Here is a 13,065-nt window from a genome sequence, read left to right as displayed (position 1 = left end):
GATTTCCTGTCGTTTTCCGCCAAAGCGGCGCGGTCAACATTCGGTTTCTCAGGGAAGCAGCAATCCACCGGACATGACAGGCAGCACTTTGGTTTCAGTTTCCACTATACATCTATATCATTAATTGCGCTTTCCGGCAATCCTGCGTTTGACCGCCAGGCCGTTAGAACCTGCCGGATTTGAAGATCGAGAAGAGCAGCCAGATAAACATCAGCAGCGCCACCACGGAGCCGACCTCCACCGTCGGGAAGCTCCAGATGACCGAGGAGTCCCCCCGCAGCGACGATCCGATGATGAGCGCCGCCATAATGATGCTAAAGGCCAGCATGACGATGCTGAAGGATAGGCGGTTGCCGACCCGCACCAGTTTGCGCTCCACGTTCCGCATCTCCGGCAGCCCGATGTCTATCTTCAGCTTGCCTTTGTTCAGCAGCGCCGACAGCCTCCGGACCTGGAAAGGCAATTCAAAGACGCTTTCGGCCAGGTCCGCGGCGCCTTCCACCAGCTTGCGCTGCAGGCGCGTCCCGCTGAAGCGCTGCCGCGCCAGCCGTCTGCCGAACGGCTCGGCCATTTGCACGATGCTGAAGGCCGGGTCGAGATCGGCGACGACGCCCTCCAGCGTCAGCATCGTCTTGCCGAGCATCGTCAAATCCGGCGGAATCATCAGCCGGTGTTTGCGCGCGATGCCGAACAGATCGTTCAGCGCCTGCCCGATGCTGACCTGCTGAAACGGAATATCGTAATAGGCTTCGCGCAGCCGGTCCATGTCGTCATGCAGCGCCGACTGATTCACGTCGCCGGGAAGGACGCCCAGCCGCAGAATCGCCCGGACCATGGCATCGGTACTCCGCCGCATTAGGGCGATAATCAGCGACGAAAGGCTGTCCCGCATGTCTTCGCTTAAGCGGCCGACCATCCCGAAATCGATCAGCGCCAGCTTCCCGCCCTCCAGCAGCATGACATTGCCGGGATGCGGATCAGCGTGGAAATACCCGTGAATAAAAATCTGGTTCAGCATAATGTCTACAAGCTGCTCGGCAACCTTCTTCAGCTTGATGCCCTGCTGCAGCAATTCCTCGCGGCGGTTCAGCGTAATGCCCTGCACATACTCCATCGTGAGCACCCGGGAGGAGCTGTAGTCCCAGTAAATCGCCGGAATGTACACCTCCGCCGTTCCGGGTGCCTGGGCGGCAATCCGTTCCGCGCTTCGCCCTTCCTGCGTATAGTCCAGCTCAGCAAGCAAGGAGCGGGAGAATTCGGCGACCATTTGCGTCAGCCCGTATTGCTTGGCCCAATCCAGCCGCTTCTCGGCAAGCACGCATAAGTCGCGGATAATCTCCAAATCCCGGGTCATCGTCCGCAGAATGCCCGGACGCTGAATTTTGACGGCCACCTGCTGCCCGTTATGCAGCACCGCGCGGTGCACTTGGCCGATCGATGCGGCCGCCAGCGGCATTTTCTCGAAATACGAAAAAACAGCGTCCAGATGCTCGTCGAGTTCCTGCTCCAGAATGTTCCGGGCCGTCTCGGCGGAAAACGGCGGTACGTTGTCCTGCAGCTTGACCAGTTCCTGAATGATGGAATCCGGCAGCAGGTCGGAACGGGTGCTGGCGAGCTGGCCGATCTTGATGAAGGTCGGTCCGAGGTCCTCCAGCACGAGCCGTATGCGTTCGCCCAGCGTTAAACTCATATGCGTTTCATGGGTTACCATCCGCCGCGGAAGCGAAAGCAGATGGTACAGCCCCATTTCTTCCACCATATAGCCGAAGCCATGGCGCATCAGCGCCATGGCTATCGTCCGATACCTGCCGGCATGCCTGATTCGCACCGCCATTTAATCGGTGCGGGTATCGGGCAGAACATCCGCGGTTAGCGTGCTTTGGACCTCCAGGTCCTTGGCGGGGTCCGCTTGCGGGACATGCCGGTGCTCCAGCTCCGCTACACGCCGCTCCAGCTCGGCGATCCGCTCTTCAAGCACAGCCAGATCGCTTTGCGCCGGAACTTTCAGCTCCTTCAGGATACGCTGCACCTGCTCCGTGACCGCGGTTTTGAACGCGCCGCGTTCCTCTTCGCCGCGCTCCACGAGCCGGTCGACCAGCGCTTTCGATTCCGACGGGGCAAGTTCGCCCTTCTTGACCAGTTCATCCACGACTTTCTCTACTTTTTCCTTGCTGACGATGGTGAGGCCCACTCCCAAAGAGATTGCTTTTTTGAACAAATCGCTCATGGCACTTTCCTCCCACAGGTTCAAGTATGGATAAAGTATACCTCTTGGCCGGCTATTTCACAAAACCGGCTCGGCCGGAATGCGCGCCGCCCAGGTTGCCGCCCGCAGAATCAGCTTGCGCATCTCGGGATGGCGGAAGGTCGGCTCATGATGGCCCGGCATCAGAAAGACCACCCGGCCCAGACCATAGCTGTGGCACCAGGCCGCAGGCCACTTCTCGCCGTCCGCTTCATACTCAAGCAGAACCGTCTTTTCGGTAAACGGATCGAACTCGTACCGGTACGGCTCTTCATCCAGCTCGAAATCCTGCACGCCTTCCGTAATATCATGCTCCGATACGGTGAATTTGAGCGGCGCATACGGCGGATGGCCGGTAAAACGGGCACCGATCAGTTGAGCCAGCTCATAGCGGCTAGCCAGCGAGATACCGGTGTGCAGCACGATCAGGCCGCCCCCGCCGCTTACATAGCTGAGCAGCCCAGCCGTCTGCTGCGGCGACACGGTCTCATTCCATAATTCATTGTACGCGATGCACAGGTCATACCCGGCGAGGTGCTCGCCGAGCAGCAGTTTTTTATTCTCCGAACACTGCACGGTCAGCAGCTCATGCAGAATCTCGCCCAGCTGCTGATCCACGCCTTGCAGCGGATGGAATCTCGGGTGGGTGTATTCGCCGAGAAGCAGGCATTTTCTCTTGTCCATCAATCTCTCCTCCTTGTTCTTGTAGTGGTTTCATGATTGCCCCTGTTTACATACGTTGCTCTTATTCTAAGGAAACCCGTCCGGCTTGTCCAACGCTCCCGGTCTTAGGCCTCCCGGGATCCCCGCTGCGCAGCCACATATTTGCCCAGCTCCACGAACATGCTGCCCATCCGTTCATGCTCCGGCATAACGATGCGGGAGATGCCTTCTTCCCTGAGCGCCTCCGAAGTGATTTTACCCACGGATACGGCCAGAACCCGCTGTTCCAGCGTCTCCACCAGTTCCGTAAGCCGTCCTTCCGCTCGGGCGTATTCCGCCAGGAAGCGGAACTGCGGTGCGCTTGTAAAGGCAACGGCGTCCACCCGTCCTTCAAGAATGTCGCCGAGCAGACCGGCAAGCGCTCCGGGAGCGGGAGGTGTATGCCGGTAAGGCTGGATTTCGCGGACGGCTGCACCCGCCTCCGCTAACCCGGCAAGCAGGCGCGGCGCAGGTTCGCCATGCAGCTGGACCACTGCCGTCTGACCGCGCAGGTCAAATGCTTGAAGGCCGCGAAGCAGGCCGGTCGTGCTTCCGTCATCGTCCCGCACCTGGGGAACGAAACCGAGTTTTTTGAGTGCATTGACCGTTTTATAGCCGCGTGCGGCCAGCTTCGAAGAGGAGAGCACGTCCAGAAACCGCTCTTTAAGACCAAGCTCTTCAGCCGCCCGCACCAGCGCGTCCAGCCCCATTCCCGTGGTCAATACCGCCCAGGCGGGAGGATTCTTGGTCCACTCCGTCAGCCCTGCCCGCAGCGCCTCTTCGTCCAGAAATACCGTTCCCTGCGCAGGCCGGTGCAATGCGGTTCCTCCCATATTGCTGACGATGGCCGCCATCTCCTCCGCTTTGCGCGGGCCGGCGAGGGCGATCGTCATCCCTTTCAGTTGCTCCGCCATGCACATCTCTCCCCTTGTCTGCATTATTGTTGTTTACCAGTATACTTGCTGGGAATGAAAAAAGAAAAGCATCCTAGGAAAACTATATATTCTTTTTTTCATGAAAAAAGACCGCTGAACCAGCGGTCTTGGCAGGCAAACGGTATATCGTTGGCACAAAGCTAGTTCACCGCTTTGTTCCGGCAATTCGGGCATACGCCGCCGAACACGACATGCGCATGGGTAATGGAATATCCGGTATCCGCCGCCACCTCGTCGATCCATGCCTTCGGCACCTGGCTGGTGACCTCGTCGACCGCCCCGCACACTTCGCATAGGATATGCTGATGGTCGTCCATCCGGGCATCATAGCGGCTTGCCGCTTCGCCCAGCTTCAACTCGCGGATCAACTGTTTATCGGCAAGATAACGCAGCGAATTGTAAACCGTTCCGTAGGCCAGATTGTGGCCCTGCTCCACCAGACGGTTCATCACTTCCGCCGCCGTGGGATGGTCATGCGAGTTGCGGACAATATCATAAACGGCTTGGCGCTGGGAAGTCAGGTTCAAATTCCTCATGCTACTCATCCTTCAACTTTATTTTTAGATCAAGTATAAATCTTTCTGCAAGCAGGGTCAATGGATTCTCCGGTCCCCGTTTTTATTATCTCCGATGTGGTAATAAATGAAATGAACCTTTAACGTAACGGAGGGACGCTGATATGCAGGAAACACGCAGGTACAAAGAAGATTTACCCCAGTTCCCTTCATCGCTCTGGCGGGATACCGTGGACATCCCCCATTTCCCAAAGCTGATGGAGGATCACCGCACTGAAGTTGCCGTCGTCGGCGGAGGCATCACCGGCATTACTGCCGCTTATCTGCTGGCCAAGGAAGGTTACCAAGTTACGCTGCTGGAAGCGGGCGAACTGTTTGCCGGGACCACCGGCTTCACGACCGCCAAAATCACGGCCCAGCACGGCTTGATCTACAACGAGCTGGTGGCGCATTTCGGGGAGGAGCAAGCCCGGCTCTACTATCGTTCCCAGCGCGAGGCGATGGATTTCATGCTGAATACGGCCAAGGCGCTCGATATCGACTGCGGACTGACGCGGGAGGACGCCTACCTGTATGCCGACGCCGGGGATAAAGCAACGCTGAAGCAGCTGCAGGATGAATTCACGGCTTACCGGCAGTTGGGAATTCCGGGGGAATGGGTGGACAGCCTGCCGATTCCGCTTCAGGTGGAAGGCGCGATCCGCCTGCCGGATCAGGCCCGGTTCCATCCGCTGCAATATTTGAAAGCGCTGCTGGAGGCTTTTCTGGCCCAAGGCGGCAAGGTGTTCGAGCATACGATGATCGGGGAGAAGGTCGACCAGGACAGCGGTCTTACACTGCATACCGAGCAGGACGACTACCTTATCCACTGTCATCACGCCGTTTCGGCGTCGCACTTTCCGTTCTACGACGGCGGTGCCCTTTATTTCACGCGCCTGCATGCCGAGCGTTCCTATGCCCTGGCCATTGAAGCGGAAACGGAGTTTGTCGGCGGCATGTACCTGAGCGCAGGCAATACGGTCCGGTCGCTGCGTGCGGTGGAATGGGAAGGCAAACGGCTCGTCATTGTCGGGGGCGAGAATCACAAGACCGGCCAGGGCGAGTGCACGTACGGCCATTACGAGAATCTGGAGCGGTTCGGCGGAGAACTGCTGGGCATTAAGCAGATCCCTTACCGCTGGTCGACGCAGGATCTCATTACGCTGGACAATGTCCCTTATATCGGCAAAATATCGGATGATAAAAAAGTGTATATCACCACAGGCTTCCGCAAATGGGGCATGACCAACGGCACGCTGGCTGCGTTGATGATCCGCGATGAAATCGTCGGCAAACGCAGCCGTTACGCCGAGCTGTATGATCCCACACGCTTCAAAGCCCATCCCGGCATCCGAAATTTCGTGGCCCAAAACGCCAATGTCGCCAAAGAGCTGGTTACAGGCAAGCTGGAGATTGTATTCAAAAAAACGCATGAGCTTGCGCCGGACGAAGGCGCGGTCGTCTTCCTTGACGGCCGGAAGGTCGGCGCCTACCGCGACGACGCCGGTTCGCTTCATCTGGTGGACCGGACCTGCACGCATCTCGGCTGCGAATGCGAATGGAACGCGGCGGAGCGCTCCTGGGATTGCCCATGCCACGGCTCCCGTTTTTCAATCGACGGTGATGTGCTGGAAGGACCGGCGACACAGCCGCTGGAAAAGCTCGGCACGGGCGAATAAGGCCCTTTCTGCATCACACTAGCGCCCGGACAGGAACTGTCCGGGCGCTTCTTTGGCTTCATCCCCTGCTTAATTTCCTTCAGCCCTCTCTATAAGAAATAGGCATGAAAACCAATGGATCGCGCATTCTCCTCTCTAGATTTTGCATGTACTTTGAAGATAGATGCCGCGTGTGCTTGGCTTGCAAGGACTCACCCGGGCTCCCCTCCTCTCAGGCGGCAAACCATCATAAAGGAGGTAGCAACTTGACTACAGCTACTGCCGACATTATCCAGGTCATCGGGGTCACTCGAACCTTCGGTAAAGGTAACGGTGCAGTAACGGTGCTGAAGGGCGCAACGCTGGCGTTGCCCGCCGGTAAGTTTATCGCCTTCAGGGGCCGGTCCGGCTCCGGTAAAACCACGTTGATCAATCTGCTCGGCGCGCTGGATCAGCCGACGGAAGGCAGCATCCGCTTTGACGGCCGGGAAATCACGAATCTGCCCGAATGGAAGCGCGACGAGATCCGCCGGCAGGAGATCGGCCTGATCTTTCAGTCCTTCGCGCTTGTTCCGCTCATGACTGCGTTGGAGAACGTGGAGTTTATGCTGCGTATCGCCGATTATCCCGCCAAACTGCGCCGGGACGCGGCTCTGTTTGCTCTAGAGCAGGTTGGTCTCGGCACATGTTTGCATCATCGCCCCTTTGAAATGTCTGGCGGTGAACAGCAGCGTACCGCCATCGCGCGGGCCATCGCCCACAAGCCCAAGCTGATTCTGGCCGACGAACCGACGGCGGAGCTGGATTCCCGGACCGGACTGACGATCATCAAAATTTTTCGCGATCTCGTGCAGCAGGGAATGTCCGTCGTCCTGACCACCCATGATCCGGCTATCATGGATATGGTCGATCAAGTCTACGAATTGGAGGATGGTCACATTGTCGCAGCACGTTAAACGGATTGCCGCAACCGCTGCTTCTCTCGTTCTCGGCTCGGCCACAGCGGCGGAAAAACTGTAGCAGGGTGCCGTTCCAAAACCCGTTCCAGGGGCCGTTTCGGGACGAAAACGGAATTAGCCGCAGATCGGCAAACAGGGGTGCCCCGCAAATGGCCGTTTGGCCATCCGGGACACCCCTGTTTGTATGGTACTGTATATACTGTAAGTTAACCGACGTCCGGCAGCTCTTCACCGGAGAACTGGCTGTTGTACAGATCGGCATAGAATCCGCCTTGCTCCAGAAGCTCGGTATGCGTGCCTTTTTCAATTACGCTGCCTTTGTTCATAACCAAAATCAGATCGGCATCGCGGATCGTCGACAGACGGTGGGCGATCACGAAGCTGGTCCGTCCGGTCATCAGCGTATTCATGGCCTTCTGGATCTGCACTTCGGTCCGGGTATCGACGCTGCTGGTCGCTTCATCCAGAATGAGGATGGACGGATCGGCCAGAATCGCCCGGGCGATGGTCAGCAGCTGCTTTTGCCCTTGCGAGATGTTCGACGCCTCTTCATTCAGCACCGTATCGTAGCCTTGCGGCAGCGTACGGATAAAGTGGTCGGCATGCGCGGCCTTGGCGGCACGCACGACATCGGCTTCCGTTGCGCCCTCCTTGCCGTAAGCGATGTTCTCGCGGATCGTGCCGTTAAAGAGCCACGTATCCTGAAGCACCATGCCGAATTTGCTGCGCAGCTCGCTGCGCTTCATATCGGTGATGTTGATACCATCGATGACGATCTCCCCGCCGTTCAGCTCATAGAACCGCATCAGCAGATTGATCAGCGTTGTTTTGCCTGCGCCGGTCGGGCCGACGATGGCGACGGTTTGACCCGGACTTACCTCGATGTTCATATCCTCGATCAGAATAGCGTCTTCCTTGTAGCCGAACTTCACATGGCGGAATTCCACTGCGCCTTCTTCGCCGGCGACAGATCTGGCCGACGATTTGGCGACTTCCGGAACTTCTTCCTCTTCGTCCAGCAGTTCAAACACGCGTTCCGCCGAAGCGATGGTCGATTGGATAATGTTCGCGATATTCGCCGTTTGCGTAATCGGCATGGTGAATTGGCGCGAATATTGGATAAAGGCCTGAATGTCCCCGACTTCAATCGCTTTGCGGGTTACAAAAATCCCGCCGACCACGCACACCAGCACGTAGCCGAGGTTGCCGATAAACGACATCAGCGGCATAATCATCCCCGACATGAACTGGGCGCGCCAGCCGCTGTTATACAGCTCTTCGTTGATTTTATTAAACTCGTCGAGCGACTGTTTTTCGCGTCCGAACGCTTTGACGATGCGGTGCCCGGTATACATTTCTTCGACATGTCCGTTCAGCTGGCCCAGCGACTTCTGCTGGGTGATAAACTGCGACTGCGACCGTTTGGAAATGGCCATAATGACGACGAAGCTGAGCGGCAGCGTCACAATGGTGATTAACGTCAGCCAAGGGCTGATGGTCAGCATCATGATGATGACGCCGATGATCGTAATGACGGCGGTAATCAATTGGGTCAAGCTTTGCTGCAAGGTCGTACTGATATTGTCGACGTCATTTGTCGCGCGGCTCAAAATTTCCCCGTGGGTGCGGGAGTCGAAATATTTAAGCGGCAGCTTTTCCAGCTTAGCGTTGATCTGCTCGCGCATATCGAAGACGACTTTCTGCGCCACGCCGGCCATTACATATTGCTGAATATAGCTAAACAGCGCGCTAAGCACGTATAATCCGGCAAGCAGCAGAAGTATTTCGTTGATATAGCCGAAGTCGATCTTCGCTCCCGGTACGCCCGTCATTTTAGCATAGGCACCCTCAAACAGCTTGGTCGTTGCCTTCCCCATAACCTTCGGACTGAAAATGCTGAACACCGTACTGGCGATAGCCATGATGAGGACGATCAGCAATTGAACCTGGCGTGGCCGCAGGTAACGGATCAGTCGGCGGAGCGTGCCCTTGAAATCCTTGGCTTTCTCGGCCGGCATCCGCATGCCCGGAGGACCGCCGCCAAAGCCGCCGTGTCTGCGGGGAGCGGGGCGCGCCATTTTTTGATTCGATTCACTCATGCTATTTCCTCCTCTGACAGCTGCGAAGATACGATCTCGCGGTACACTTCGCTGTGCTCCATCAATTCGCGGTGTGTGCCCATACCGGAAATGCGGCCATCATCCAGCACGATAATCCGGTCGGCATCCATAACGGTGCTGACGCGCTGCGCGACAATCAGGACGGTGGCTTCCGTCGTTTCCGTTTTCAGGGCTGCACGCAGCTTGGCATCCGTCTTGAAGTCGAGCGCCGAGAAGCTGTCGTCGAACAGGTATACTTCCGGCTTCCGTACCAGCGCGCGGGCAATCGAGAGCCGCTGCTTCTGCCCGCCGGACACGTTGCCGCCGCCTTGGGCGATCTCCGACTCGAAGCCGTCCTTCATCGCCGTAACGAAATCATAGGCCTGCGCTACCTTGGCGGCGTGGATAATTTCTTCTTCGCTAGCGTCTTCTTTGCCGTAACGGATATTGTCGCTGATCGTTCCGGTGAAGAGCACCGCCTTCTGCGGGATGTATCCGATCTTGACGCGCAGCTCTTCCTGGGTCATCTCGCGCACGTCGACGCCGTCCACGCGCACCGCGCCGGAGTCGACGTCATAGAACCGCGGAATCAGGCTCAGCAGCGTCGATTTGCCCGATCCGGTACCGCCGATAATGGCGGTCACCTCGCCGGGACGGGCGCTGAAGCTGATGCCGGCAAGCGCCGGCTGCTCCGCGCCGGGATACGAGAACACGACATTGTCGAACTCGATATACCCGCGCAGGGCTTCGCCATCCGCCCCAGTCTTAGCGCCGGCCGCAGCCTTGGCTTCGGGATCTTTAATCTCCGGCTGCAAATCCAGCACCTCATTGATCCGCAGCGCGGAGGCGGAGGCCCGCGGGATAAGCACGAACATCATGGAAACCATAATCAGGGAGAACATAATCTGCATCGCATATTGGATAAAAGCCATCAGCGATCCGACCTTGAGGTCGTTGTCGCCGATACGGATACCGCCGTAGTACAAAATCGCGATCATGGAAAAGTTCATGACGATCATCATCATCGGCATCAGTCCGGCCATAATCTTGTTGACCTTGATCGACGTTTCAGTCAGGTCGCGGTTAGCTTCGGTAAAGCGGCGGTTCTCATGCTCGATCCGGTTAAAGGAGCGGATGACGCGAATGCCCGTCAGATGCTCGCGCAGCACGCGGTTCAGCTTATCGAGCTTGACCTGAATCGCTTTGAAGAGCGGCAGTCCTTTCATGCCGATCAGGAGAATCGCTCCCACCAGAACCGGAATGACGATGACGAAGATCAGCGAAAGCTTGGCATCCTCGGACACCGCCATAATGATGCCCCCGATCATCATCATCGGCGCGCCGATCATCATGCGCAGCATCATGGTCAGGACGACCTGTACTTGCGTAATATCGTTGGTTGTCCGGGTAATCAGCGAAGCCGTACCCAGCTTGTCGAACTCATTCAGCGTAAAATTCTCAACATGATGAAAGACCCGCGCACGGGTGTTTTTTCCGAAACCGGCGGCGATCCGCGCCGAAAAATAACTGGCGACAACCGAGCATAGCGCCCCGACGCCCGCCACAAGCAGCATATAGCCGCCGATTTTCCAGATATACGGTTTGTCCATATGCACAATCCCTTTATCCACGATGTCGGACATCAGGGTCGGCAAATAAAGATCGCCCATCGACTGCAGAAAGACCAGCACCAGTACAAGTGCAATGGCCCAGCGAAAAGGCTTTAACTGTTTCATCAGCTTAATCAAGCTTATCATCTCCGTTCATTTCTAGCCTGTCCAGATTGGGCGGCGGGTTCTCGTCGATAAAGGTTTTGACCTTCAGCAATAGATCGGCAAGCCGGTTGCTGTCTTCCTCCCCGAGGTATTCCACCAGTCGGTTGAGCGTTCCATCCATATGTTTTCTCGTCTTATGGGTAATCTCGAACCCCTTCTTCGTCAGAGCGATCCTTACGACGCGCCGGTCTGTCGGGTCCGCCTGCCGCTGCACCAGCTGCTTGGCTTCCAGGCTGTTGATAAGCTGGGTAACGGTCGGCGGGGTCAGTCCCAGGAACTTGCTGATTTCAGAGACCTTGAGTCCGGTTTCGTGCTCATGCGACTTACGGGCAAGGCAAATCAATAACGTCAGCTCACTCGGCTTATGACCTTCGAACGGGCGCTGCCAATGGCCCCGGCGCAGCTGGCGAAACGCGCTGTACAGGCGGTGCGCCACCGGGTGTTCTTCGTTTATCCCATCGATCCTTCTCCCCTTTACTTAGGTTTACTAATTATTAAGTAGTATATTATTTAGGCAACCTAATTATATGGATGCGGACAATCTGTTGTCAAATATTGAATGCGTTCTCAAATGTGGCGGATCCTCGAACATAAAGCGGCAGGTAGCGATCCCGGCGAACAGCAAAAAATCCCCCCGTCTACGGGAGGATTTATTATTGCCTTTTTGTATAGGGTTGATGCGAAAATAACGGCGTCTGCACTCCGTCGGCGTACAGTAACCGGCGATATTCAGCCAGCTGCCGGCCGTCGGCATACTCGCGGAACGTCTCGAACCGGGCCAGCCCGTACACCATGTCCTTGGCGCTGTTCATAGAGCGTGCTAATCCGAGACCGCGGAGCAGGCAGTCGAGGCCATCGGCGTACTTTTCCTGGTTCATGAGATACGTCGCCAGCTCATCCAGCAGCCGGAAAGCCAGCCCATGCAAGGCGGTATCCCGGGTCTGTACATATTCGGCAATCCGTCCGGCGAAGCGCTGCAGAACGTGATCTACCGAAAATCCATTGCCGTTGGCCGCTGTCAGCACAAAGACCAACCCCGGTATTACCCGGCGCGGATGACGCTCCATGTATTCCAATACCTCAGATAATAAGGACGTATCGCCCAACAGCAATTCCAGCGCATATTGGTAACCCTTCGAATAAGCAAGGCATTCTTCGACCAGTAACCGTTCCCGCTCATTCAGCTCTCCGAAGGAGCCGATCTCGGGATAACCTGCGGCAAACCCCCGGGCTTCGGCATATTTACCCTGCCTGACCAGAGCGGTTCCTTTCCGCATATGCGCCTGTATGGCGTAATGGATCAGCGGATGCTCGGACTTGGGACGCCCGGCATCGGAATCGGCTTTTCGCCGCATGCTTAGCTCACGGGCGATTCCCAGCGCGAGCGCTTCCAGTTCGCCCGCATATCGCTCGGCATCGCCCCACCGCTGCAGCGCCGAACAGGTCTCGATCAGCTCCAGCAGACCGTCCAGCTGCAATTCCTCCGGCAAGCGGCGGCGGAACGGCTCAAAGGCGATGACCGCGCACAGCTTCTCCTCCATATCATTGGCCGAGCGGCGCATGCGAAACAGCCGGTATTGGCTCACCGCCAGCCGCTCCGAATGGAAATCGGCGTCATTGAGCGCGATCCTGGCGTAGAAAATGCCCGCTTCCCGGGTCTTCTCTTGAAAAAACAGCTTTTCGCCGACGGCAAACAAAATATCAAGCGCCCGGGGGTACTCCATCATCCGCTCGATGCACGACTCCACACAGGCCGACTGGCCGATCTCGGCGCAGCGGATCAGAAACGGTTCGATCCGGCGACGGGAAATCCTGCGCTCGCTGAAGCATTCATCCGGATAAAGCGGATACAATTCTCCGTCTCCCAAGCCGAGTGCCGCAGTGATCGCATCCAGCTGGGCCAGTGAAATCGGCTTGGGCGGATTGCCGTGCAGAATGGCACTTAGGCTGCCCCGATTCTGGCCGGATTGCTTCGCAAAAGAGGCAAGTGTATGTCCGGTGCCTACCAGATGCCGCTCAATGACCGTACGCAAGGTAACCTGATTTCCGTCCATCTGTACCTCCCAGGGGCATTCCCCGCCGTTTCTTTCTGCTATTCTAACAAAAAAACCCCGTCCGAAGGGGTCGTAAATTATGGT

The 13,065-nt window shown here is 57.1% G+C and carries 11 protein-coding genes; 2 read left to right on the top strand and 9 right to left on the bottom strand.

Translation table 11 applies throughout. The features are described from left to right. Nucleotides 1–163: 163 nt before the first annotated feature. From BMW84_RS16310 to BMW84_RS16290, 5 genes are all read right to left on the bottom strand, one after another. The gene (locus BMW84_RS16310) at nt 164–1,834 is read right to left on the bottom strand and encodes an ABC1 kinase family protein (protein WP_091070240.1); all 1,671 of its coding nucleotides are present in this window, start codon (nt 1,832–1,834) and stop codon (nt 164–166) included. Beyond that, nucleotides 1,835–2,227, bottom strand: coding sequence for a phasin family protein (locus BMW84_RS16305; protein WP_254773019.1), 393 nt, complete (start codon nt 2,225–2,227; stop codon nt 1,835–1,837). 57 nt (nt 2,228–2,284) lie between these two features. Beyond that, on the bottom strand, nt 2,285–2,929 hold the full coding sequence (locus BMW84_RS16300) for a ThuA domain-containing protein (protein ID WP_091070239.1): 645 nt from the start codon (nt 2,927–2,929) through the stop codon (nt 2,285–2,287). 104 nt (nt 2,930–3,033) lie between these two features. Then, entirely contained in the window at nt 3,034–3,861 is an 828-nt protein-coding gene (locus BMW84_RS16295) for a uroporphyrinogen-III synthase (protein WP_091070238.1), read from the bottom strand. A 161-nt stretch (nt 3,862–4,022) separates the two neighbouring features. Beyond that, nucleotides 4,023–4,418, bottom strand: coding sequence for a Fur family transcriptional regulator (locus BMW84_RS16290; RefSeq protein WP_091070237.1), 396 nt, complete (start codon nt 4,416–4,418; stop codon nt 4,023–4,025). Nucleotides 4,419–4,561: 143 nt separating this feature from the next. Between BMW84_RS16290 and BMW84_RS16285 the strand changes: the two genes are divergently transcribed. After that, nucleotides 4,562–6,115, top strand: coding sequence for an FAD-dependent oxidoreductase (locus BMW84_RS16285; RefSeq protein ID WP_091070235.1), 1,554 nt, complete (start codon nt 4,562–4,564; stop codon nt 6,113–6,115). A 245-nt stretch (nt 6,116–6,360) separates the two neighbouring features. Then, nucleotides 6,361–7,050 carry an ABC transporter ATP-binding protein gene (locus BMW84_RS16280; protein ID WP_254773018.1) on the top strand — a complete coding sequence of 230 codons (690 nt, stop codon included), beginning with the start codon at nt 6,361–6,363 and terminating at the stop codon, nt 7,048–7,050. A gap of 209 nt (nt 7,051–7,259) precedes the next feature. On the opposite strand, the gene BMW84_RS16275 is transcribed toward BMW84_RS16280, so the two are convergent. From BMW84_RS16275 to BMW84_RS16260, 4 genes are all read right to left on the bottom strand, one after another. Next, a complete protein-coding gene (locus BMW84_RS16275) occupies nt 7,260–9,152 on the bottom strand; it encodes an ABC transporter ATP-binding protein (RefSeq protein WP_091070231.1) in 1,893 nt (630 codons plus the stop codon). Then, a complete protein-coding gene (locus BMW84_RS16270; protein ID WP_091070230.1) occupies nt 9,149–10,900 on the bottom strand; it encodes an ABC transporter ATP-binding protein in 1,752 nt (583 codons plus the stop codon). Before BMW84_RS16270 ends, BMW84_RS16275 begins: the two co-directional genes overlap by 4 nt. Then, entirely contained in the window at nt 10,893–11,363 is a 471-nt protein-coding gene (locus BMW84_RS16265; RefSeq protein ID WP_254773017.1) for a MarR family winged helix-turn-helix transcriptional regulator, read from the bottom strand. Before BMW84_RS16265 ends, BMW84_RS16270 begins: the two co-directional genes overlap by 8 nt. Nucleotides 11,364–11,580: 217 nt before the next feature. Beyond that, complete coding sequence (locus tag BMW84_RS16260; protein ID WP_091070227.1) at nt 11,581–12,981, bottom strand: helix-turn-helix domain-containing protein; 1,401 nt, start codon at nt 12,979–12,981, stop codon at nt 11,581–11,583. Nucleotides 12,982–13,065: the final 84 nt, after the last annotated feature.

This window comes from Paenibacillus sp. NFR01 (assembly GCF_900111565.1).
Classification (GTDB): Bacteria; Bacillota; Bacilli; order Paenibacillales; family Paenibacillaceae; genus Paenibacillus_AQ.
The sequence above is the reverse complement of the archived record's forward strand: the minus strand, read 5'-3'. Positions and strand labels throughout refer to the sequence as shown.